General features: G+C 63.3%; 25 protein-coding genes and 1 tRNA gene. 23 read left to right on the top strand and 3 right to left on the bottom strand.

Annotation, left to right across the window (positions count from 1 at the left end; translation table 11 throughout):
• The first annotated feature begins 148 nt into the window (after nt 1–148).
• From NKI21_RS25285 to NKI21_RS25225, 13 genes are all read left to right on the top strand, one after another.
• Nucleotides 149–799: a hypothetical protein gene (locus NKI21_RS25285; protein ID WP_128305713.1), complete on the top strand. Its 651-nt coding sequence runs from the start codon at nt 149–151 to the stop codon at nt 797–799.
• 170 nt (nt 800–969) lie between these two features.
• Nucleotides 970–1,449 carry a transcriptional regulator NrdR gene (gene nrdR, locus NKI21_RS25280; protein ID WP_023810227.1) on the top strand — a complete coding sequence of 160 codons (480 nt, stop codon included), beginning with the start codon at nt 970–972 and terminating at the stop codon, nt 1,447–1,449.
• Nucleotides 1,450–1,451: 2 nt separating this feature from the next.
• Nucleotides 1,452–2,567, top strand: a complete 1,116-nt coding sequence (gene ribD / locus NKI21_RS25275; RefSeq protein ID WP_352611702.1) for a bifunctional diaminohydroxyphosphoribosylaminopyrimidine deaminase/5-amino-6-(5-phosphoribosylamino)uracil reductase RibD — start codon at nt 1,452–1,454, stop codon at nt 2,565–2,567.
• On the top strand, nt 2,567–3,184 hold the full coding sequence (locus NKI21_RS25270) for a riboflavin synthase (protein WP_352611703.1): 618 nt from the start codon (nt 2,567–2,569) through the stop codon (nt 3,182–3,184). Before ribD ends, NKI21_RS25270 begins: the two co-directional genes overlap by 1 nt.
• Nucleotides 3,184–3,387 (top strand): type II toxin -antitoxin system TacA 1-like antitoxin, encoded by a 204-nt coding sequence (locus tag NKI21_RS25265; protein ID WP_023810230.1) that lies wholly within the window; start codon nt 3,184–3,186, stop codon nt 3,385–3,387. The genes NKI21_RS25270 and NKI21_RS25265 overlap by 1 nt, the downstream gene beginning before the upstream one ends.
• A 107-nt stretch (nt 3,388–3,494) precedes the next feature.
• Nucleotides 3,495–3,989, top strand: coding sequence for a 6,7-dimethyl-8-ribityllumazine synthase (ribH, locus tag NKI21_RS25260; RefSeq protein ID WP_352611704.1), 495 nt, complete (start codon nt 3,495–3,497; stop codon nt 3,987–3,989).
• Nucleotides 3,986–4,486 (top strand): transcription antitermination factor NusB, encoded by a 501-nt coding sequence (gene nusB, locus NKI21_RS25255; RefSeq protein WP_023798402.1) that lies wholly within the window; start codon nt 3,986–3,988, stop codon nt 4,484–4,486. Before ribH ends, nusB begins: the two co-directional genes overlap by 4 nt.
• A complete protein-coding gene (locus tag NKI21_RS25250) occupies nt 4,483–5,700 on the top strand; it encodes an MFS transporter (RefSeq protein WP_352611705.1) in 1,218 nt (405 codons plus the stop codon). Before nusB ends, NKI21_RS25250 begins: the two co-directional genes overlap by 4 nt.
• Before the next feature lie 177 nt (nt 5,701–5,877).
• Nucleotides 5,878–6,789: a glycine betaine ABC transporter substrate-binding protein OsmF gene (gene osmF, locus NKI21_RS25245; RefSeq protein WP_352629789.1), complete on the top strand. Its 912-nt coding sequence runs from the start codon at nt 5,878–5,880 to the stop codon at nt 6,787–6,789.
• 302 nt (nt 6,790–7,091) lie between these two features.
• The gene (locus NKI21_RS25240) at nt 7,092–8,255 is read left to right on the top strand and encodes an ABC transporter permease (protein ID WP_023810234.1); all 1,164 of its coding nucleotides are present in this window, start codon (nt 7,092–7,094) and stop codon (nt 8,253–8,255) included.
• A complete protein-coding gene (locus NKI21_RS25235) occupies nt 8,252–9,190 on the top strand; it encodes an ABC transporter ATP-binding protein (protein ID WP_352867926.1) in 939 nt (312 codons plus the stop codon). Before NKI21_RS25240 ends, NKI21_RS25235 begins: the two co-directional genes overlap by 4 nt.
• On the top strand, nt 9,187–9,936 hold the full coding sequence (locus tag NKI21_RS25230; RefSeq protein ID WP_352867924.1) for an ABC transporter permease: 750 nt from the start codon (nt 9,187–9,189) through the stop codon (nt 9,934–9,936). The genes NKI21_RS25235 and NKI21_RS25230 overlap by 4 nt, the downstream gene beginning before the upstream one ends.
• A gap of 239 nt (nt 9,937–10,175) precedes the next feature.
• Nucleotides 10,176–12,317, top strand: a complete 2,142-nt coding sequence (locus NKI21_RS25225) for a sodium-translocating pyrophosphatase (RefSeq protein WP_128305721.1) — start codon at nt 10,176–10,178, stop codon at nt 12,315–12,317.
• A 267-nt stretch (nt 12,318–12,584) separates the two neighbouring features.
• Here the strand turns inward: NKI21_RS25225 and NKI21_RS25220 are convergent, their stop codons facing one another.
• The gene (locus NKI21_RS25220; RefSeq protein ID WP_023810238.1) at nt 12,585–13,097 is read right to left on the bottom strand and encodes an outer membrane protein assembly factor BamE; all 513 of its coding nucleotides are present in this window, start codon (nt 13,095–13,097) and stop codon (nt 12,585–12,587) included.
• Nucleotides 13,098–13,211: 114 nt separating this feature from the next.
• Between NKI21_RS25220 and NKI21_RS25215 the strand changes: the two genes are divergently transcribed.
• From NKI21_RS25215 to NKI21_RS25180, 8 genes are all read left to right on the top strand, one after another.
• On the top strand, nt 13,212–13,760 hold the full coding sequence (locus NKI21_RS25215; RefSeq protein WP_127412986.1) for a ubiquinol-cytochrome C chaperone family protein: 549 nt from the start codon (nt 13,212–13,214) through the stop codon (nt 13,758–13,760).
• Nucleotides 13,757–14,305 carry a YceD family protein gene (locus tag NKI21_RS25210; RefSeq protein WP_023810240.1) on the top strand — a complete coding sequence of 183 codons (549 nt, stop codon included), beginning with the start codon at nt 13,757–13,759 and terminating at the stop codon, nt 14,303–14,305. Before NKI21_RS25215 ends, NKI21_RS25210 begins: the two co-directional genes overlap by 4 nt.
• Nucleotides 14,306–14,418: 113 nt before the next feature.
• On the top strand, nt 14,419–15,489 hold the full coding sequence (gene plsX / locus NKI21_RS25205; RefSeq protein ID WP_023810241.1) for a phosphate acyltransferase PlsX: 1,071 nt from the start codon (nt 14,419–14,421) through the stop codon (nt 15,487–15,489).
• Between the two features lie 9 nt (nt 15,490–15,498).
• Nucleotides 15,499–16,470, top strand: coding sequence for a beta-ketoacyl-ACP synthase III (locus NKI21_RS25200; protein WP_023810242.1), 972 nt, complete (start codon nt 15,499–15,501; stop codon nt 16,468–16,470).
• A gap of 103 nt (nt 16,471–16,573) precedes the next feature.
• A complete protein-coding gene (locus tag NKI21_RS25195) occupies nt 16,574–16,897 on the top strand; it encodes an integration host factor subunit alpha (RefSeq protein ID WP_013532231.1) in 324 nt (107 codons plus the stop codon).
• A gap of 124 nt (nt 16,898–17,021) precedes the next feature.
• Nucleotides 17,022–17,561 (top strand): MerR family transcriptional regulator, encoded by a 540-nt coding sequence (locus tag NKI21_RS25190; protein ID WP_023810244.1) that lies wholly within the window; start codon nt 17,022–17,024, stop codon nt 17,559–17,561.
• Between the two features lie 92 nt (nt 17,562–17,653).
• Nucleotides 17,654–17,956, top strand: coding sequence for a hypothetical protein (locus NKI21_RS25185; protein ID WP_352867921.1), 303 nt, complete (start codon nt 17,654–17,656; stop codon nt 17,954–17,956).
• Between the two features lie 86 nt (nt 17,957–18,042).
• Nucleotides 18,043–18,192, top strand: coding sequence for a hypothetical protein (locus tag NKI21_RS25180; RefSeq protein WP_164893064.1), 150 nt, complete (start codon nt 18,043–18,045; stop codon nt 18,190–18,192).
• A 528-nt stretch (nt 18,193–18,720) separates the two neighbouring features.
• Here the strand turns inward: NKI21_RS25180 and NKI21_RS25175 are convergent.
• Nucleotides 18,721–19,335 carry a hypothetical protein gene (locus NKI21_RS25175; protein ID WP_128305466.1) on the bottom strand — a complete coding sequence of 205 codons (615 nt, stop codon included), beginning with the start codon at nt 19,333–19,335 and terminating at the stop codon, nt 18,721–18,723.
• A 283-nt stretch (nt 19,336–19,618) separates the two neighbouring features.
• On the opposite strand from NKI21_RS25175, the gene NKI21_RS25170 reads away from it, so the two are divergent.
• Nucleotides 19,619–19,903, top strand: a complete 285-nt coding sequence (locus NKI21_RS25170; RefSeq protein WP_127320647.1) for a helix-turn-helix domain-containing protein — start codon at nt 19,619–19,621, stop codon at nt 19,901–19,903.
• A 178-nt stretch (nt 19,904–20,081) separates the two neighbouring features.
• Nucleotides 20,082–20,543, top strand: coding sequence for a YbaK/EbsC family protein (locus tag NKI21_RS25165; protein WP_128305465.1), 462 nt, complete (start codon nt 20,082–20,084; stop codon nt 20,541–20,543).
• 119 nt (nt 20,544–20,662) lie between these two features.
• On the opposite strand, the gene NKI21_RS25160 is transcribed toward NKI21_RS25165, so the two are convergent.
• Nucleotides 20,663–20,739 (bottom strand) — tRNA-Pro (locus NKI21_RS25160).
• Nucleotides 20,740–20,829: the final 90 nt, after the last annotated feature.

Genomic DNA, 20,829 nt, shown 5'->3' with positions numbered 1-20,829 from the left:
GTGATCGGGGGGGCCACGCCCATGGGGGGGCCGCGCCCCGACCGCTCCCCCACATACCCATATCTCGCCTGCCCCTATTGTACGCCTACCCCCCGGCCCCACCCACATGCGGGGTTCCCCCAGGTCGGGGCGGCCGGCAGGAGCCTTGATGATGCGACCATTTCGTTTCGCCGACCTTGGCGCCGTTGGCGCTCTGGCCGCTTTGATCGCCGTGCCTTTCCCCGGCATCGCCTTGGCGCAAACCGCCCCTGCTCAAGCCGCGCCCGCGCAACCCGCACCTCAGCCCGAGCCGGCGGCGCCCGCCCAGCCGGCACCCAAGCTCGAAACTTTCGGCAGATGGTCGACCCTGGTCGACGAGGTCGACACCGGTGAGGATCTGCGCAAGACCTGCGCTGCCTCGACCGCCTTTATCGGCGCGGGCGGCGTGCCCGGTACCTTGACGCTCGTCATCACGAACGGCGATGCACTGCCGCCGGATGCCTACCCGTCCGTAACGATCGCCGTCGACAACAAGGATCTGCCGGCCGGCAAGTCCGTCGCCGCCACCTTCGGCGACGACAAGGGCCGTGTTGCCGCAAAACTCCATTCCGATGGCGCCGTCAACGGCCGGCTCAGCTGGACCGTGGACAACCAGGCCAAGACCAGCCTGGCGCTCCTGCGCGCCATGCGGCGGGCATCGGTGCTTGACGTCTCCTTCGGCGACGCGCCGGTTGGAAGCATATCCATGGACGGCTTCACCAAGGCCTATCGCAGTCTCGGCACATCATGCGGATTTCCGACCGCCGACGTCGCTCCCTGAAGACATCGGTACGCTGTGCGGCCGCCTGGCGAGGCTGGCAATCCTGCTTGCGCCTCGCTATCTCTGTGCGACGAGGGGCTCTGAAGGGCGATTGTTGGCGACACTTTGCCATCGCTGCAAAAACCTCTAAGCCTTTCGCTTCACCAGATTCGCCAACCAAAGGCTTCTCCATGCGCTGTCCCTATTGCCAGTCGGAAGATACGCAGGTGAAGGATTCGCGCCCCGCCGAGGATGGCGCGGCGATCCGCAGGCGGCGCGTCTGCCCCGATTGCGGCGGTCGCTTCACCACCTTCGAGCGCGTGCAGTTGCGCGACCTCGTCGTGGTCAAGAAATCGGGCCGCAAAGTACCCTTCGACCGCGACAAGCTGCTGCGTTCGGTGGAGATCGCCGTGCGCAAACGCAATGTCGATCCCGAGCGCATCGACCGCGCGGTGACCGGCATCGTGCGCCAGCTCGAAAGTTCCGGCGAGACTGAGGTTGCTTCGGGAGAAGTCGGCCGGCTGGTCATGGAAGCGCTGAAATCGCTCGACGATGTCGCCTATGTGCGTTTCGCCTCGGTCTACCGCAATTTTCGCGAGGCCAAGGATTTCCACGAACTGCTGGGCGAGCTCAAGGGCGACGAAATCAAGGGTGAAGAGGAAGCCAGCTGAGCATGACTGCAAGCGAACAGGCCGCCCTTGATCGCCGCTTCATGGCGGCGGCACTCAGACTGTCGCGAAAAAATGCAGGGCGCACCGCGACCAACCCCTCCGTCGGCACGCTGATCGTACGCGATGACGGCAATGGCCCGATGATCGTCGGCACCGGCGTCACCGCTGTCGGCGGCCGCCCGCATGCCGAGACCGAGGCCTTGGCCGAGGCCGGCGACCTCGCGCGCGGCGCCACCGCTTACGTCACGCTGGAGCCTTGCGCCCATCACGGCCGCACGCCGCCTTGCGCCAATGCGCTGGTCAATGCCGGTGTCGCACGCGTCGTCGGTGCGGCCAGCGATCCCGATTCGCGCGTATCCGGCAAGGGCTACGCGATCCTGCGTGCCGCCGGTGTCGAGGTGGTCGAGAAAGTGTTGGCCGAGCAAGCCGCCGAGCAGATGGCCGGCTATTTGATCCGATCATTGAGAAAACGCCCAGAAGTGATTCTCAAGCTTGCGCTTTCCAGCGACGGCAAGATCGGCAGGGAAGGCGGTGGGCAGGTGTCGATCACCGGAGATATCGCGCGCCGCGAAGTGTATCTGATGCGGGCCGAGGCGGATGGCATACTGGTTGGTATCGGGACGGCCCTTGAGGATGATCCGGCCCTGACGGTGCGTTTGCCGGGGCTGGAGAACCGTTCGCCTGCCCGCATCGTGCTCGACCGCCAGATCCGGTTGCCGGAGGCCTCGAAGCTGGTTTCGGGCGTCGACCGGGTGCCGCTCTATGTCGCCGCCTGCCTGGAGGCCGATCCGCTGCGGCGGGCAGCACTCGAACGCGCAGGCGTGCGCTTCATCGGCACTGAAACACATGAGGGCGGCATCGCTCTGCCGGAACTGCTCGAGGATCTGGCCGCGCTCGGCATGGGCAGCGTGCTGGTCGAGGGCGGCGCCAAGGTGGCGAGCGCCTTCCTGGCCGATGGGCTGGTCGACCGCATTGTGCTGTTCCAGGGGCCGGAAGCGATCGGCGACGACGGCATTGCATCGCCGATCGACGCCGACCATATCCCGGCAGGATTTCGCAAACTGCGCGACATGCGTTTCGGCGAAGACAGCTACGCCGAGTGGATAAGGGATATCTGATGTTTACCGGGATTGTCACCGATGTCGGCACTGTCGCTTCCGTCAAGCCGCTCAGGGAAGGGGTGGGGTTGCGCATCGACACCGCCTATGACCCGCAGACCATCGCCATCGGCGCCTCGATCTCCTGCGGCGGTGTTTGCCTGACAGTCACTGCCTTGCCCGACAGCGGCTCGAACGCGCGCTGGTTCGAGGTCGAGGCTTGGGAAGAGGCGCTGAGGCTGACGACGGCCTCGGGCTGGAAATCCGGCACCAAGGTCAATCTGGAGCGGGCGCTGAAGATCGGCGACGAACTCGGCGGCCACATCGTTTCGGGCCATGTCGACGGCATGGCCGAAATCGTCGAGCGCAAGGATGAGGGCGAGGCCGTGCGCTTCACGCTGGAGGCGCCGCGCGACCTGGCGAAGTTCATCGCGCCCAAGGGCTCCGTCGCGCTCGACGGCACCTCGCTCACCGTCAACAAGGTCGAAGGCACGCGCTTCGACGTGCTTTTGATCCACCATTCGCTGACCGTGACCACCTGGGGCGAGCGCAAGGTCGGCGACCGCGTCAACCTCGAGATCGACACCATGGCCCGCTATGCGGCGCGGCTGGTGGAGGCGACGAAAGAGGGGCTTTGATGACCAAGGACAGGGTGAATTCCACGCAGGAAGACAAGTTGATGCGTGAGGTGCAGGCCGATGTGAACACCGAAGAGCACTCGCAACTCGATCTGTCCGTCAACGACAGCAGAGTCTTCGTTGAAGCCTTGATCAATCCTCGATCGGTGAACGATCGTCTGCGCGATACCGTGCGTGGCTACCGTCACAATACAGGCGTATGAGCACTGGAAACCAATAAGTTCTGCGGACCTTCGGCAACGTGGACAATCTTCCGCTTGCGATGAACCCGGCTTCGGCCTAAGTCACCGGCAACTCCCCGGAGACTTTTATGGCTGGTACATCCCAACACGGCAAAGCCTTCATTCGTCCGAAGGCGAAGGCGCATCTGCTTATTGTCGAAGCGCGCTTTCACGACGACCTTGCCGACGCGCTGCTCGATGGCGCGACAAGCGCGCTCGATGAAGCGGGCGCGACTTATGATGTCGTCACCGTCCCAGGTTCGCTCGAAATCCCCGCGGTGATTACCTTCGCGTTGGACGGCGCGACGGAAGGCGGCACGAATTATGACGGCTTTGTTGCGCTCGGCTCCATCATTCGCGGCGACACCTATCATTTCGACATTGTCGCCAATGAATCCAGCCGTGCGCTCATGGATTTGAGCGTGCAGGACTCGGTCTGCATAGGCAATGGCATCCTCACCACCGAGAATGACGCCCAGGCTTGGACTCGCGCCAAGCGCTCGGAAGGCGACAAGGGCGGCTTTGCCGCGCGTGCGGCGCTGACCATGATTGCCCTCAAGGAACAATTGGGAGCGCGATCGTGAGCGAACCCGCTTCGCCCGGCCAGCCTGCGGTGCGCCACGCCAACAAGCGCGGTGCTGCCCGTCTGGCCGCCGTACAGGCGCTCTACCAGATGGATGTGGCCGGTAGCGGCGTCTTCGAGATCACCGCCGAATACGAGGCGTTTCGCCTTGGCAAGGAAGTCGACGGTGCGCTCTACCGCGAGGCCGATGCGCAATGGTTTCGCGCTATTCTGGCGGGTGTCGTCGAGAACCAGAAGACCATCGATCCGATCATCCGCCAGGCGCTGACCGAGGACTGGCCGCTGTCGCGGCTCGATTCGACGCTGCGCGCCATCCTGCGCGCCGGCGTCTACGAACTGATGAAGCGCGAGGATGTCCCCGTCGCCGTCATCGTCTCCGAATATGTCGACATCGCCAAGGCCTTCTACGAGGAAGACGAGCCGAAGCTGGTCAATGCCGTGCTCGACCGTGTGTCACGCCGGGTGCGTGGCGAGGGGCGCGGCAAGGACGCATCATGACGGCCATCGCCCTCGAGGCCGGTCAGGAGGCACGCCGCACGGCGCTGATCCTGGCCGCCTCGCAGGCGATCATCGGCTCGGCGGCCCCCATCGCTATCTCCGTGGGCGCGCTGGCCGGGCAATATCTGCTTGGTCCCGACAAGTCATTGGCGACAGCGCCGATCACCGGCTTCAACATCGGCGTGGCGCTCGGCGCGCTGCCTGCAGCGGCCATTATCCGCAGCATGGGCCAGCGCGGCGGCTTCATGACCGGCACGATCGTCACGGCGCTTGGCGGCCTGATCGCCACGCTTGCGCTTTTTCAAGGCAGCTTCTGGCTGTTTGCCTTCGGCTTGCTCACGATCGGTATCGGCGGCGCCTTCGTCCAGCAGTTCCGCTTTGCCGCCGCCGACAACGCACCGCCTGAATTCAAGGCGCGCGCCATCTCCTTCGTGCTGGCCGGCGGCGTCGTCACCGCCATCCTCGGGCCGCAGATCGTCATCTTCACCCGCGAATTGCTTGCGCCGGTCATGTTTGCCGGTTCGTTCATCTCCATCCTGCCGCTGGCCGCCGTCGGCGCCATCATCCTTTCGTTCCTGCGGCTGCCGGCGAAAGCATCCGGCAAGGTGGAGATCGCCGACAGCGACGCCAGGCCACTGGCTGAGATCGTCACGCAGCCGCGTTTCGTCGCCGCGCTTTTCTGCGCGGTCGGCAGCTATGCGCTGATGAGCTTCGTCATGACGGGCGCACCGCTGGCCATGGTCGGTTGCGGCCTGTCGGAGAACGACGCGACGCTCGGCATCTCCTGGCACGTCATGGCGATGTTCGCGCCAAGCTTCTTCACCGGCTCGCTGATCCATCGCTTCGGCGCCGAACGCATCGTGGCCACCGGCCTGATCCTGCTCATCGGCTGCGCCATTGTCGCTCTGTCGGGCCTGGCGCTGTGGCAGTTCTGGACGTCGCTGATCCTGCTAGGCCTTGGCTGGAACTTCGGCTTCATTGGCGCGACCGCGATGGTGGCCGCCACCTACCGGCCGTCGGAAAAGGGCAAGGTGCAAGGCTTCCACGACTTCGTCCTGTTCGGCTCCGTCGCCTGCGCCTCGCTGATGTCGGGCATGGTCTACAACGCCTGGGGCTGGGAGATGCTGAACTGGATAGTCTTTCCGGTCACCGTCCTGTGCTTCGTGGCGCTCGGCGCGCTCAAGCTGACGAGCCTGCGCAAAGCCGAAGCCTGATCCATCCGCCGTTTCACCTGACACGGCGCTGTCAGCACGATGTCGGTCGAATTTACCGCTCCGGAACAAAAATATTGCGTCTGTACCTATTGTTATGAAACCGTGTGCCCCGACTGGCCGTTGAAGCCATGCTCATATGCGGTCACCGCGTTTCGGTTCATAGCAAGGGGTTTCACAATGTTTTCAGTCAAGTTTCTGGCCAGCGCCGCATTGGCGCTCGGCGTCACGGTGGCTTCCGCCAATGCCCAAGTGGTTGTCTCTTCCAAGATAGACACCGAGGGCGGCGTGCTCGGCAACATCATCCAGCTCGTGCTCAACGCCAACAACATCAAGACATCCGACCGTATCCAGCTCGGTGGCACGCCGGTGGTGCGCAAGGCGATCACCGCCGGCGAGATCGACATCTATCCCGAATACACCGGCAACGCCGCTTTCTTCTTCGAAAAGGCCGACGACCCGGTCTGGAAAGACGCCGCCAAGGCCTATGAAACGGCCAAGAAGCTCGACTACGACGCCAACAAGATCGTCTGGCTGTCGCCGTCGCCCGCCAACAACACCTGGGCGATCGCGCTGCGCAAGGAAGTCGCCGAGACCAACAAACTTGCCACGCTCACCGACTTCGGCAAATATATCGCGGGCGGCGGTCAGGTGGTGCTGGCGGCTTCCGCCGAGTTCGTCAATTCGGCGGCTGCACTTCCGGCTTTCCAGACCACCTATGGCTTCACGCTGAAGCCGGACCAACTGATCACCCTTTCGGGCGGCGACACGGCAGCAACCATCGCCGCGGCCGCCAACCAGACCAACGGCGCCAATGCAGCCATGGTCTACGGCACCGATGGCGGCATCGCACCGTCCGGCCTCGTCGTGCTCGACGACGACAAGGGCGTGCAGCCGGTCTACCAGCCGGCGCCGATCATCCGCGAAGCGGTGCTGAAGGAACATCCCGAGATCGAGACGCTGCTGAAGCCGGTCTTCGCCAAGCTCGACCTCGTCACGCTGCAGGAACTGAACGGTCGCGTGCAGGTCGGCGGCGAGCCGGTCAAGGGCGTCGCCGAGGACTTTTTGAAGAAGAACGGGTTTTTGAAGTAGTCAGTGACACCGGTGCAAGGCACCCCCCTCTGGAAGCTGCTGATCTCCCCCCTTGCGGGGGAGATGTCCGGCAGGACAGAGGGGGGTGCTGTCCCGCCGACCTCCCAACCCGTCAAAGGTGCGTGCCTCGACAGGGTTGCTTCTGAACAAGCCGACACCCGAAAGTTGGCGATCCTTCACACCCCCCTCTGGCCTGCCGGCCATCTCCCCCGCAAGGGGGGAGATCGGATATCGCGTCGGTTTTCGCCAATCCCCAAAGAAAGCTGCGCGATGTGGCAAATCGCCCCTCATGAGGGGCAACCATGACTCCCCGCTTCGACAAGCTCGGCGTGGTCATCGCCGCGATATCAGCCTACGCGGCTTTTGCCGCGCCCTTTGCCACGTTCCGTGCCAACCGCATCGTCCCCGGCCAGGCGCGCTCGATTCTCGAGGCGCTGCCGGCAACGACCGGGACGCTGCTGCTCGCCATCATTGTCGCCGCAGCACTCATCGCGCTGTTCAAGACACCACTTGTGCTGCGCCTTGCCGCCAGCGTGATGGCGCTTGCCGCGCTCGCGCTGCTGATCGGTGTCGCCGGAACATTTCTCACGCCGGCGGGCAACACCTTCGCCAGAGTTTCGCCAGCCTCCGGTTTCTGGATTCTGATCTTTGCCTTCACGCTTTTGCTCGCCGACGTGCTGACAAGGCTGAACCTGTCGCCATTGGCGCGGGTTGGCGTGCTTGTGGTCGCGGCTTTGGCGATCGGGCTGCTGTTGATTTCGGGAAGCTGGGACAATCTGTCGATCCTGAAGGAATATTTCAACCGCGCCGACAGTTTCTGGGCGGAGGGCTCCAAGCATGTGACGCTGGCGCTCGGTTCGCTGGCCGCCGCGGTGATCGTCGGCCTGCCGCTCGGCATCCTGTGCCATCGCGTCGAAAATCTGCGGGCCGGGGTTCTCAACGTGCTCAACATCATCCAGACCATTCCCTCGATCGCGCTGTTCGGCCTGCTGATCGCGCCGCTCGGCTGGGTTGCCGCGCATGTGCCGGGGGCTGCCGCGCTCGGTATTCGCGGCATCGGCACCGCTCCCGCCTTCGTCGCGTTGTTCCTTTACTCGCTGCTACCGGTGGTGGCCAACACGGTGGTCGGTCTCGCCGGCGTGCCGCGCGCGGCCAACGACGCGGCGCGCGGCATGGGCATGACCGACAGGCAGCGCCTGTTCGGCATCGAGTTTCCGCTGGCTTTTCCTGTCATCCTCACCGGCATCCGTATCGTTTTGGTGCAGAACATCGGCCTCGCCACCATTGCCGCGCTGATCGGCGGCGGCGGTTTCGGCGTGTTCGTCTTCCAGGGTGTGGGTCAGACGGCAATGGACCTTGTGCTGCTCGGCGCCGTGCCGACGGTCGCGCTCGCCTTTGCCGCCGCCATCATCCTCGATGCGGTGATCGAAATGACCGCCACCAAGCGCAGGGTTGAAACGGCATGATCGAGATCGAAGGCATCACTAAGCGCTATGACGCGACGACCGTGGTCGATGACGTGTCGATGGTCATCGAGCCGCGCACCATCGCCGTCATTGTCGGCACGTCCGGTTCCGGCAAGACGACGCTGCTGCGCATGATCAACCGGCTGGTCGAGCCGACCTCGGGCATCATCAAGCTCGACGGCGCCGACAATCGTTCGCTGCCCGGTTACGAGCTGCGCCGCAGCATCGGCTACGCCATCCAGGGCCACGGCCTGTTTCCACATCGCACGGTGGCACAGAACATTGCCACCGTGCCGGTGCTGCTTGGCTGGGACAAGGACCGTATCAAGGCCCGGGTCGACGAGCTGATGACGCTCTATCAGCTCGATCCCGAAGCCTTCGGGCCGCGCTATCCGCACGAACTGTCCGGCGGCCAGCAGCAGCGCGTCGGCGTTGCCCGCGCACTCGCCGCCGAGCCCAACGTGCTGTTGATGGACGAACCGTTCGGCGCCCTTGACCCGATCATCCGCACCAAGGCGCAGGAGGATCTGCTGGCGATCCAGAAGCGCTTCGGCACCACCATCATCCTCGTCACCCACGACATGGAAGAGGCCGTGCATATGGGCGACAAGATCGCGGTCATGGATGCCGGCAAGCTGGTGCAATACGCCAAGCCAGCCGAGATCCTGGCAAAGCCGGCAAGCGCCTTCGTCGAGACCCTGGTTGGCGCCAGCGAGAGGCCGTTCCGGTTGCTGTCGCTCGGCCGGGTCCGCGATGCCGTGGAGAAGGGCTCCGCCGAAGGCGAGGCGATCCCCGGCGATGCCAGCCAGCGCGACGCGCTGGCCGAATTGCTGTGGTCGGGCCGGCCGGCGCTGCCGGTCTCAGGCACCGACGGCAAGCCGCTTGGCCGCGTCACCGTCGACGGGCTGGTGAAGCGCGCGGCGAGGCCGGCATGAAGGCCCGGCTTCCATCGCTGCTCAGGCTAGCCCTGGTGGTGCTGCTCGTTGCCTTCGTCACCAATCCCGGCTGGTTCGAGCCGCTACTGAAGCCGCTGACCGAAAACAATGCGCCGGTGATCTACAACCAGGGCAGCCTGCTGACCCTGACATTGCTGCATTTGCGCACGGTTCTGATCGCCACCGTGGCAGCAACCGTCGTCGCGATGGCGCTTGCCATCCTGGTCACCAGGCCGGCCGGCGCCGAATTCCTGCCGCTATCGCGCAGCCTGGTCAACATCGGCCAGACATTTCCGCCGGTGGCGGTGCTGGCGCTTGCGGTGCCGGCCGTCGGCTTCGGCGAGAAGCCGACGCTGATCGCCCTGTTTCTCTACGGCCTGCTGCCGATCTTCGAAAATGCGCTGACCGGCCTGACGACGCTGCCGGCCAATGTCGTCGAGGCGGCGCGCGGCGCCGGCATGACCGGTTGGCAAAGGCTCACCAAGGTTGAGCTGCCGCTCAGCGCCCCGATCATTCTCGGCGGCATCAGGCTGTCGGTGGTGATCAGTCTTGCCACCGCGACCATCGGTTCGACCGTGGCAGCCAAAACGCTGGGCGAAGTGATCATCGCCGGGCTGTTGTCCAACAATCTCGCCTTCGTCCTGCAGGGCGGCCTGATCGTGGCAGCCCTTGCCGTGCTGATCTATGACGGTCTATCGGCGATCGAGCGCTACACGGCGCGCCGCATGGGCCGGGAGACCGAGTAGCCGCGTCTTGCGTCAAGGCCAATTTCAATCGATCTAATAGGAGAGTGCTAACGGCAGCCGCCGCTTGGCCCCAACCATTTAGGCGAAAGCCGGGCAAAAACCGAACAATATCTTGACGTTCGCAGCCCTGTTTCGCATACACCGCTGCGAAGAGGCGGATTCCGTGCACGGAATCCGGTCTTTGTCTCAACGGCCCAGGGAGGGGTTCTTTTGGGCCATCAATCGAGGAAAATCCGGCAATGACAATTATTTCCGCCGTCATCGCCTGCGGCCTGCTTTCAATCCTTTACGCCATCTGGGCGACACGTTCGGTCCTTGCGGCCGATCAGGGCAATGCACGCATGCAGGAAATCTCCGCGGCTATCCGCGAGGGCGCACAGGCCTATCTGGCGCGTCAGTACACCACCATCGCCATCGTTGGCGTCGTCGTCCTCGTGCTCGCCTGGTGGCTGCTGTCCATCACCGCCGCAATCGGCTTCCTGATCGGTGCAGTGCTTTCAGGCGCCGCCGGCTTCATCGGCATGCATGTCTCCGTTCGCGCGAATGTTCGTACGGCGCAGGCCGCATCGAACAGCCTCGCTGCCGGCCTCGACATCGCGTTCAAATCGGGCGCCATCACCGGCATGCTGGTTGCTGGCCTGGCCTTGCTCGGCGTTTCGATCTACTACCTCATCCTGACCCACTTCATGGGCCTCCAGCCCAATGATCGCATCGTCATCGACTCGCTGGTCTCGCTCGGCTTCGGCGCATCGCTGATCTCGATCTTCGCCCGTCTCGGCGGCGGCATCTTCACCAAGGGCGCCGACGTCGGCGGCGATCTCGTCGGCAAGGTCGAAGCCGGTATTCCCGAAGACGATCCGCGCAACCCGGCCACCATCGCCGACAATGTCGGCGACAATGTCGGCGACTGCGCCGGCATGGCCGCTGACCTGTTCGAAACCTATGCGGTGACCGTTGTCGCCACCATGGTTCTGGCTGCCATCTTCTTTGGCGGTACCGCCGTTCTGGGTGCAGCCATGCTTTATCCGCTCGCTATCTGCGGCGCCTGCATCCTGACCTCGATCGTCGGCACCTTCTTCGTCAAGCTCGGTTCCAACGGCTCGATCATGGGCGCACTCTACAAGGGCCTGATCGTCACCGGCCTGCTGTCCATCGTCGGCCTCGGCGTCGCCACCCATGTCACCCTCGGCTGGGGCGAGATCGGCACCGTCGCCGGCATGGTCATCACCGGCAAGAACCTGTTCATATGCGGCCTGGTCGGCCTCGTGGTGACCGGTCTCATCGTGGTCATTACCGAATACTACACCGGCACCAACAAGCGCCCGGTCAACTCTATCGCCCAGGCGTCGGTCACCGGTCACGGCACCAACGTCATCCAGGGCCTTGCGGTCTCGCTGGAATCGACGGCGCTGCCGGCGATCGTCATTGTCGGCGGCATCATCTCGACCTATCAGCTTGCCGGCCTCTTCGGTACGGCGATCGCCGTCACGACGATGCTCGGTCTTGCCGGTATGATCGTTGCGCTCGATGCCTTCGGCCCGGTCACCGACAATGCCGGCGGCATTGCCGAAATGGCCGGCCTGCCCAAGGAAGTGCGCCAGTCCACCGACGCGCTCGACGCGGTCGGCAACACCACCAAGGCGGTGACCAAGGGTTACGCCATCGGTTCGGCCGGTCTCGGCGCACTGGTGCTGTTTGCCGCCTACTCGAACGACCTGAAGTTCTTTGCCGCCAATGGCGACAAATATCCCTACTTCCAGGGCATGGGCGAGATCTCCTTCGATCTCTCCAACCCATACGTCGTCGCTGGCCTGATCTTCGGCGGGCTGATCCCGTATCTGTTCGGCGGCATCGCCATGACGGCCGTCGGCCGCGCGGCGGGCGCCATCGTCGAGGAAGTACGCAAGCAGTTCCGCGAGGATCCGGGCATCATGGCCGGCACCTCGAAGCCGAACTACGCACGCGCGGTCGACCTTCTGACCAAGGCGGCAATCAGGGAAATGATCATCCCGTCGCTGCTGCCGGTGCTGGCGCCGCTCGTGGTCTATTTCGGCGTGCTGCTGATCTCGGGTTCGAAGGCGTCCGCTTTTGCCGCCCTTGGTGCCTCGCTGCTCGGCGTCATCGTCAATGGCTTGTTCGTCGCCATCTCGATGACCTCTGGCGGCGGTGCCTGGGACAACGCCAAGAAGTCCTTCGAAGACGGCTTTGTCGACAAGGACGGCGTCAAGCATCTCAAGGGTTCCGAAGCGCACAAGGCTTCGGTGACCGGCGACACGGTCGGCGACCCCTACAAGGACACCGCCGGTCCGGCCGTCAACCCGGCGATCAAGATCACCAACATCGTGGCGCTCTTGCTGCTGGCCGTGCTCGCGCACGGCTGATCAAAAGCATCCACTCGAAAACAGAACCCGCGGGAGCGATCCCGCGGGTTTTTTGTTGAAGCGATGACAACGTCGACCCTTCAGCGCTTCGCTTCGCCTAGGTCCTCCAGTGCGTGGTGTGCAAGCATCTCATCCAAGCTCGGCTCGCGTTTCCTTGGCCACGGCCACACCGGTGAACGATCCCCATAACAAAAACCCGCAGGATCGCTCCCGCGGGTTTTTGGTCGCCTGAGATGATGAGGCTTCCGAAATGGAAGCCGAAAGGAATTAGACGCCGCCGCCCGGAATGCTGGGTGCCAGCTTGCTGGCACCGTTGATGATCTGGCTGAGGAAGTTCTGGTCCTTGCCGCCGGTCGGTGTGGTGCGCGAGATGAAGTCGAACATCTTGCCGTCCTTCATCCCGTAATTGGCGATCTGGGTGACGCGGCCATCGGCGCCGAAATAGACCGCCAGCACATGCTGGTCAATCAGCCGTGGCTTGTCGAAGGCGACGTAGCGCTTGCGCGTCTGCGAAATGTAATAGAAGGCCTCGTTGTCGAAGGTCGCGGTCGTCGACGGTGTGCCGAGCGCCAGAAGCACCTGCTCGCGGCTCGAACCGACCGGCACCAGGTCGATTGCCTGCTGGTCTATGACGTAACCTTGCGTCAGCGTCTCACTTGGGCTGAGGTCGCCGATCATCTTGGAGGTGTGGCAGGCGGACAGTGCCGAAACGATCATCAGCAGCGAGATCGCGCCGGCGGGCCTGGACGAGAAGGTCGACTTGAAATTCAGCGCGCGCAACAACAACTCCATTAGCTGGCCGCAACTTGCGCTGGGCCGCGAAACCGGTAAACCAGCTTGCTTGCCGATGCAACAAGCCCACTTCAACAAACGGTCCCCAGGAGACCATCCCCAATGTTCCAGCGCTTTTTTGGCCGCGAACGCTACGCCAACCGCGCTATCACCGAGGCGCTTTACGCACAAATCGTGGCGGCGGCGCGGCAGACCGTGTTTTATTCCCACTGGAATGTGCCAGACACGCCGCTTGGCCGTTTCGAGATGCTGTCGCTGCACATGTTCCTGTTCCAGCACAGGTTGCGCGGGGAGGGCGGTGCGGCGCAAGAGGTCGCCCAGGTGCTGATCGACGAGTTCTTCCTCGACGTCGACCATTCGTTGCGGGAATTGGGCATTGGCGACGTGGGCGTGCCCAAACGCATGAAAAAGCTGGCAAAGATGTTTTATGGCCGAACCGCTGCCTATGACGATGCCCTGGAAAGAAACGACCATGAAGGGCTGACCGCGGCTCTTGCCCGCAATGTCCGGCCCGACGCGGGCGCCTGGCTGGAAGCATCGCTGCTGGCCAACTATGTTACCGACGCGCGCAGTCATCTGGCCGCGCAGACATCCGAATCGATTGTCTCCGGCACGCTGACCTTTCCCGCCGCCAAGGAGGTTGAACAATGAAGCATGTTGACCCGCAAAGCCCGGTCTCCTTCCGGGCAAACGTTACGCGCCTGCCGCAGAAGGGCCTGCCGCTGGTTATCGAGGCCGATGCCGCGCAGCGTGCGGCACTGGCCGAGGAGCACGGGCTGATTTCGGTCGAATCCTATCGCGCCGAGCTTCTGGTCGCGTCGTGGAAGCGCAATGGCGTGAAGATAAGCGGTCGCGTCGAAGCCGACATCACCCAGGCCTGCATCGTCACGCTCGAGCCTGTCGAGGCGCATATCGACGAACCGGTCGAAGCGCTGCTGCTGCCCGAGGATTCCAAGCTTGGACGGCAGGGTTTCGATGGTGGCGGCGAGATCCTGCTCGACGCGGAAGGCCCTGACAGTCCAGAGACATTTTCCGGTGACACGATCGATGTCGGGGCAATCGCCGAACAGTATTTCGGGCTCGCCATCGACCCCTATCCGCGCAAGCAGGGCGCATCGCTCAACACCGGCAGCGAGAACGAACCGGCGGAGAATGAATTTCAGCAAAAACTGCGATCCTTGCTGGGAAAATCCTGAAAAGCTCGCCCGCGACGGAAAAGTCGGTTGTGCGGCAGCCCAAAACCGTTATTTTCGCCGAACCTTCGCGGTCGCTAAAGCGACCTGCCGCCTAACCGTGAGATAAATACCGCGTGATCAGGATTTCCATCGATGCCATGGGCGGCGATCACGGACCAGCCGTGGTCATTCCAGCGCTCATGACGGTCGCGACCCGTCGTCCCGACATCCGCTTCGTCATCTTCGGGCGTGAGGAGGTCGTGCGCCCGGAGCTTGCCAAATTTCCCAAGCTCGCCGAGATCAGTGAATTCTTCCATTGCGAAATTGCGGTCAGGATGGACGACAAGCCGAGCCAGGCGCTGCGCCACGGCCGCTGGAAGTCATCAATGTGGAAGGCCGTCGAAGCGGTCAAGGCCGGCACGGCCGACGCCTGCATTTCCGCCGGCAACACCGGCGCGCTGATGGCGATGTCGAAATTTTGCCTGCGCACCATGGCCACCATCGATCGCCCGGCGATCGCAGCCCTTTGGCCGACATTGCGCGGCGAAAGCGTGGTGCTGGACGTCGGCGCGACCATTGGGGCCGATGCGCAACAGCTCATTGATTTTGCCATTCTCGGCACCGGCATGGCGCGCTCGGTCTTCGGCATAGCCCGGCCCAGCGTCGGCCTGCTCAATGTCGGCGTCGAGGAGATCAAGGGCCAGGAAGAGGTCAAGGAGGCCGGGCGCATGCTGCGCGAAGCCAACATGGCCTCGATGAACTATCACGGTTTCGTCGAGGGTGACGATATCGGCAAGGGCGTGGTCGACGTCGTCGTCACCGAAGGCTTTGCCGGCAACATCGCGCTGAAGACGGCGGAAGGCACGGTGCGCCAGATCGGTGGCTATCTGCGCGCCGCGATGAGCCGGACTCTGATGGCCAGGATCGGCTATATCTTCGCCAAGGGCGCCTTCGATCGCCTGCGCGAAAAAATGGATGTCGGCCGCTCCAATGGCGGCGTTTTCCTGGGGCTGAGCGGCATCGTCGTCAAAAGCCATGGCGGTGCTGATTCTGACGGGTTCGCCGCCGCGATCGAACTCGGCTATGACATGGTCCGCAACAACCTACTCGACCGCATCGAGGCCGATCTAGACCTGTTTCATGCGCGCAACCCGCGTGCCCTGTCAGCTAGGAAATCCGACGTCGTCACCGACGCAAAGGAATAGGAAAGAACTTTGATCAGATCAGTCGTGCGCGGCACGGGCGCCGCGCTGCCCCGCCGAATCATGAAGAATGCCGATTTCGAAGGCATGGTCGAGACCTCTGACGAGTGGATCGCCCAGCGTACCGGTATTCGCCAGCGCCATATCGCTGGTGACGACGAGACCACGGCTTCGCTCGGGGAAGCAGCGGCACGTGCCGCACTTGCCAATGCGGGCCTCACGCCCGCCGACATCGATCTGATCGTGCTGGCGACCTCGACGCCAAACAACACATTCCCGGCCACCGCCGTCGAGATCCAGAACCGGCTCGGCATGCATCACGGCTTTGCCTTCGACCTGCAGGCGGTCTGTTCGGGCTTCGTCTATGCCGTGACCACCGCCGATCTCTACATCCGCGGCGGCCTGGCCAAGCGTGTCCTGGTGATCGGTTCGGAAACATTCTCGCGCATCCTCGACTGGAGCGACCGCTCGACCTGTGTGCTGTTCGGCGACGGCGCCGGCGCCATGATTCTGGAAGCAGGCGAGGGGGCGGGCACGATCGCCGACCATGGCGTTCTGGCGGCCAGCCTGCGCTCCGATGGCACGCACAAGGACAAGCTTTTCGTCGACGGCGGGCCGTCGACCACGGGTACGGTTGGCCATCTCCGGATGGAGGGTCGCGAAGTCTTCAAGCATGCGGTCGGCATGATCACCGACGTCATCGAGGCGACGTTCGCGCAAGCCGGTATCTCGGCCGATGATCTCGACTGGTTCGTGCCCCACCAGGCCAATAAACGAATTATTGACGCTTCCGCCAAGAAGCTCGGGATAGCTGAGCAAAAGGTGGTGGTTACGGTCGATTTGCACGGTAACACCTCGGCTGCTTCCGTGCCGTTGGCGCTGTCGGTGGCCGTCGCCGACGGCCGCATCAAGAAGGGCGATCTCGTCCTCCTGGAAGCGATGGGTGGCGGCTTCACCTGGGGCGCTGTCCTGGTTCGCTGGTAAGTGCCGAACGGTCCAGTTTCGGTCCTTGACCTTGACGGATCAATTACTTAGGCTCTGCCGTTGTTGTGCCGAATTTTATGTTTTGAGCTGATGGGACGGTCGCATGGGGGGAAAGACACTTACGCGCGCCGACCTTGCCGAGGCAGTTTACCGGAAGGTCGGCCTGTCGCGCACTGAATCGGCCGAGCTCGTCGAAGCGGTGCTGGATGAAATCTGCGAAGCCATCGTGCGCGGCGAAACGGTGAAGCTGTCGTCCTTCGCGACATTCCACGTCCGCTCCAAGAACGAACGCATCGGCCGCAATCCCAAGACCGGCGAGGAAGTGCCGATCCTGCCGCGTCGGGTGATGACCTTCAAGTCGTCGAATGTGCTGAAGAGCCGTATCTTGCGCTCCCATCAGAGCGGCAAGGCCAAAAGCGGCAAGTAGTCCATTGCGCGGTTGAAAACTGCCGCCGCCATGACGCCGGGCTTGAATATTGCTTCATAAACCGCTGAAATAAGCCCCGATTCGGCAGGTAGGCCGGATCATCGTCCAGCGTGAGGATTCGCCCATGGACAAGAGCCCCGACGCCTTTCGTACCATCAGCGAGGTCGCCGAAGATCTCGATCTGCCGCAGCATGTGCTGCGTTTCTGGGAAACGCGTTTCAACCAGATCAAGCCGATGAAGCGCGGCGGCGGCCGTCGTTACTACCGGCCGCAGGATGTCGAACTGATCAAGGGCATTCGCCACATGCTCTACGACCAGGGCTACACCATCAAGGGCGTGCAGAAGCTGTTGCGCGAGAACGGCAACCATTTCCTGGTTGCCATCGGCAATGGCGACATGGCCGCCGTCGAGGCGATCTCACAGCGAAGGCAGGCTGACCAAGTGCCGCTGACGCCGGCGGCCCAGCCGCGTGGCATGGACGACGAACTGGTCGGCCAGCCGCGGGTGAAGCCCAGCCGCCGCTTTTTCGGCCTGGGCAAGAGCGACGAGGACGGTCCGGTGCAGCCGGATGCATCGAAACTCTCGCGCGATAACAGGGCCTTGCTGCAGGAGGCGCTGTTCGACCTCCTGGAATGCAAGCGCCTGCTTGACCAGGTGCGCTGACCGCAGCCCGACGCGACATCGATAGTTCGAAAACCGGAACCCGTCTTCGGGTGAGGCGTTACGCTTCCTTCTGCAAGTGAAGGAAACATACCATGGCATCATTTTCGACCCTCTCGGACATTGATCTCGACAGGCAGGTCGCGGTTCTCAGCAAGGAACTGGCCAGCTTGAAGAGGGCTGTGGCGAAGCGAGGCGGCGCCTACTACGAGGACGGTCGCGATGCCGAGCTCGACACCTATTCCGATCTTGCCGGGCGCCTGCGCGACGCCATGCCGGCAATCCGCAAACAGGGCAGGGTGATCGAGAGGTCGGCCCGCGACCATCCGGCGGCTGCCGCGGCGGTCGGCCTTGTGGTGCTCGGTCTTGTCGCCAGTCTGCTGTTCAGCCGGCGCTGAATTCTAAAACCCAAATCCCACAGATACGAGCAAGAAGAAGTGACGGCTCGCCCTAAGGTGATCCGTCATTTTCCTTGCGAGCGGCCATGTCTGTTGTCGCTCCGGCATCTGGCGAGGAGCGTGTCGGCATAGAGGCGCCCAACACCTCTGTGTCGCCGGCGCAGGAATGCGGATTGGTCAAGCCGCCAGAGCCGCTCGATTCGCCGGTGAACGCCGGATTGGTGGTGGTGCCATAGCCAGCGCCGGGATGACGATCTCACCGGCGTCGCGCATTGGATTTGCGTGAATTGTCGATCCGCGATCGAGCCTCGCGGGGCGGAGTAGCCGGCCTTGGACAGGAACCCAAGGCCGGTCTTCTCGGTGGCGGTCTGCGGAGCTTAGGCCTTGTTTCCGATCACATGGTGGTGGTGGCGGTGATGATGGTGGTGGCGGACATGGTGGCGATGATGATGGTGGTGACGATGATGCTTTGCCATCGGGGCGGCATCCGCACTCGTCGCACCGATGACGGGCACCGTGAAAGCCAATGCAACTGCAAGCCCGAGGGCCGAGAGGAGGGACTTCTTCATGGATCGTTTCCTTTTGTTTCGCGGGCGTATGGATCGGGGCGATAGCCCGGCCGCCGCGAATGGAATTACGCGCCTGAATTTTTTCGTCAGTATTTCCCGATTGTAGAATTTTGTTTCTGTACTGTTTCTGCCCAATTCAGCCTCCTGCCACCATGCACGGCAAGATCGAGAGGCGGCCATTGGCCGCCCGTCCCACTACATCGGCGGCACGACGCCGTTGTTTCCGACCACGACGCGGCTGGCGCTCAGCGCGCCGTCACTGCCCCGCTCAGCGGTGACAAAGACCGTCGCACCCGGCTTGAGGTCGGTAGGCGTCGCCGGCGCGAAGGTCACGACGGGCGTGGTGTCGGGGATCGAAATCTTCTTGGTCTGGCCATTGTCATAGGTCAGGGTGACGGATCGCCCGCTTATATCGGTAACGTCGGCGACGGTGCCGTTGGTCATCCGGCTGTTTGGCTGCAGGTCCCAGGGACGGTCGCCCTCGCCAGTGCCTTTCAGCGCGGCCGGAAAGACCACCACCTCCAGGGCGCCGCTGCCGCCATCCGCTTTCGAAACGGAGGCAATGCCGAGGAAATCCCCCTGCTTGATGTCCTTTGCCGAGGCGTTGGCGACGCCCGAGATCTTCCAGCCAGCCTTGAGCTTGATCGCGTCGGTATCGCCCTGGCGGGTTTTCACGGTGAGCAGCGTGGGCTCAAAACTGACCACCGTGCCGCGCACACGCAGCGCGTCTGCGGCTTGGGCGGCGCCCGCGCCGGCGACGGAAAGGCTGGAAATCGTGCCGAGCACGACCATGAATGTCTTCAAGTTCATTGCAAAAATCCTTCCGGGAACGAGCTGGCTGGAACCGGATGGTTTCACGCCAGCGACCCGGAGATAACGAACGTGCGCGGCGAAACTGCCGGCAAAAGGCCGATCGGACCTTCAAAACAACTTGATCGCGACGTGTACGCGAGAGGGCCGCGCCAGGCGCCTGGTTCACGATCCCGTGACGGCCCTTTTGGCTCTTGGCAAATCGCCGGCGAGAGGGCATCTTCCCGACCGTCTCAGGCAACACTCCTCATTTGATCAAACTCTTTCAGTCATGGAGTTGCCAATGCCCCATAATGCGAAAAGCGAACCCCACTCCGAACCGGCAACCAACGGGAGCGGGCCAGATTACAACACCCTCAGAGCGATGCGGGAGACCCGCGGTTACAGCGTGGAAGAGCTCTCCCTGACATGCGGCCTGGCGGTGGACGAGATTGAGGATATCGAAAGCGGGAGAGTGACCGACCCGTCGAAGCTGCGTCGTATTGTGTCCGCGCTTCACCTTCCCCAGGAGGCTCTGATCACCCCGGCTGCGCCGACGCCGGCGGCGCAAGGTCGATCGCTGGCGTAGATCCGCACCATGCATTCCAGAGAACCCGCCAAGGCCCCTTGGCGGGTTTCTTTGTACCTGCCGCAGCGCTTTGCTTCAGCCTGGCACTTGCCGATCTGTCTATCGCACGTGCCTATGCGTCTGGCTGCTGGACCGTAATCCGCCGTCCATAACGTTTTTGAACCGTCGGTTTTTCGATATGAGCCTGGAATCCGTTCGTGCCTTCTTCGCCGCCCATGCGCCGGACATCCATGTCATCGTCACGCAGGCGAGCTCGGCGACGGTGGCCCTGGCGGCCGAGGCGCATGGCGTGCTGCCGGCCCAGATCGCCAAGACGATCTGCCTGCGCGTCGGCGACCGCACCATGCTGGTGGTGACCAGCGGCATCGCCAGGCTGGACAACCGCAAGTTCAAGGACCAGTTCGGCGGCAAGCCGCGTATGCTCGACGCCACCGAGGTTGTCGAAGCAACCAGCCATCCGGTCGGCGGCGTCTGCCCGTTCGGCCTGCCGGCGCCGCTGCCGGTCTATTGTGACGTGTCGCTGCGCGAATTCGACGAAGTCGTGCCCGCTGCCGGCGCCACCAATGCGGCCGTGCGGATTGCGCCGCAGCGCATGGTTGAGCTCATTGGGGCTGAATGGGTTGATGTGTGCCAAGGGTAGAGTTGGCGCCCAAGCCGGAGTTCAAATGGGAGAGGACATGGTTGCCCAGATCCGAGATTTGGCCGGGCTGACCGGGGCATCTGGAGGGGCGGACTTCGGGGGCAAGTCCTGCTTTGAATTGGTCGGAGTGGCCGGATTCGAACCGACGACCCCTTGACCCCCAGTCAAGTGCGCTACCGGGCTGCGCTACACTCCGGACCGCGGAAAGCCATATATATTCAAGGGTTGGGGTGCAAGCGTTAAAACGGCGCAGGAGAACAGAAGCCGATCATTCTTGTTCAATACC

This window comes from Mesorhizobium sp. M0715 (assembly GCF_040320355.1).
Classification (GTDB): domain Bacteria; phylum Pseudomonadota; class Alphaproteobacteria; order Rhizobiales; family Rhizobiaceae; genus Mesorhizobium.
This window is presented reverse-complemented; position numbering and strand designations above follow the sequence as displayed.

Excerpts from the sequence above, each read along its gene's own strand:
- NKI21_RS25285 (WP_128305713.1), top strand. The coding sequence starts at position 149 with ATGATGCGACCATTTCGTTTCGCCGACCTTGGCGCCGTTGGCGCTCTG.
- nrdR (WP_023810227.1), top strand. The coding sequence starts at position 970 with ATGCGCTGTCCCTATTGCCAGTCGGAAGATACGCAGGTGAAGGATTCG.
- ribD (WP_352611702.1), top strand. The coding sequence starts at position 1,452 with ATGACTGCAAGCGAACAGGCCGCCCTTGATCGCCGCTTCATGGCGGCG.
- NKI21_RS25270 (WP_352611703.1), top strand. The coding sequence starts at position 2,567 with ATGTTTACCGGGATTGTCACCGATGTCGGCACTGTCGCTTCCGTCAAG.
- NKI21_RS25265 (WP_023810230.1), top strand. The coding sequence starts at position 3,184 with ATGACCAAGGACAGGGTGAATTCCACGCAGGAAGACAAGTTGATGCGT.
- ribH (WP_352611704.1), top strand. The coding sequence starts at position 3,495 with ATGGCTGGTACATCCCAACACGGCAAAGCCTTCATTCGTCCGAAGGCG.
- NKI21_RS25250 (WP_352611705.1), top strand. The coding sequence starts at position 4,483 with ATGACGGCCATCGCCCTCGAGGCCGGTCAGGAGGCACGCCGCACGGCG.
- osmF (WP_352629789.1), top strand. The coding sequence starts at position 5,878 with ATGTTTTCAGTCAAGTTTCTGGCCAGCGCCGCATTGGCGCTCGGCGTC.
- NKI21_RS25240 (WP_023810234.1), top strand. The coding sequence starts at position 7,092 with ATGACTCCCCGCTTCGACAAGCTCGGCGTGGTCATCGCCGCGATATCA.
- NKI21_RS25235 (WP_352867926.1), top strand. The coding sequence starts at position 8,252 with ATGATCGAGATCGAAGGCATCACTAAGCGCTATGACGCGACGACCGTG.
- NKI21_RS25230 (WP_352867924.1), top strand. The coding sequence starts at position 9,187 with ATGAAGGCCCGGCTTCCATCGCTGCTCAGGCTAGCCCTGGTGGTGCTG.
- NKI21_RS25225 (WP_128305721.1), top strand. The coding sequence starts at position 10,176 with ATGACAATTATTTCCGCCGTCATCGCCTGCGGCCTGCTTTCAATCCTT.
- NKI21_RS25215 (WP_127412986.1), top strand. The coding sequence starts at position 13,212 with ATGTTCCAGCGCTTTTTTGGCCGCGAACGCTACGCCAACCGCGCTATC.
- NKI21_RS25210 (WP_023810240.1), top strand. The coding sequence starts at position 13,757 with ATGAAGCATGTTGACCCGCAAAGCCCGGTCTCCTTCCGGGCAAACGTT.
- NKI21_RS25195 (WP_013532231.1), top strand. The coding sequence starts at position 16,574 with ATGGGGGGAAAGACACTTACGCGCGCCGACCTTGCCGAGGCAGTTTAC.
- NKI21_RS25190 (WP_023810244.1), top strand. The coding sequence starts at position 17,022 with ATGGACAAGAGCCCCGACGCCTTTCGTACCATCAGCGAGGTCGCCGAA.
- NKI21_RS25185 (WP_352867921.1), top strand. The coding sequence starts at position 17,654 with ATGGCATCATTTTCGACCCTCTCGGACATTGATCTCGACAGGCAGGTC.
- NKI21_RS25180 (WP_164893064.1), top strand. The coding sequence starts at position 18,043 with ATGTCTGTTGTCGCTCCGGCATCTGGCGAGGAGCGTGTCGGCATAGAG.
- NKI21_RS25175 (WP_128305466.1), bottom strand. The coding sequence starts at position 19,335 with ATGAACTTGAAGACATTCATGGTCGTGCTCGGCACGATTTCCAGCCTT.
- NKI21_RS25170 (WP_127320647.1), top strand. The coding sequence starts at position 19,619 with ATGCCCCATAATGCGAAAAGCGAACCCCACTCCGAACCGGCAACCAAC.
- NKI21_RS25165 (WP_128305465.1), top strand. The coding sequence starts at position 20,082 with ATGAGCCTGGAATCCGTTCGTGCCTTCTTCGCCGCCCATGCGCCGGAC.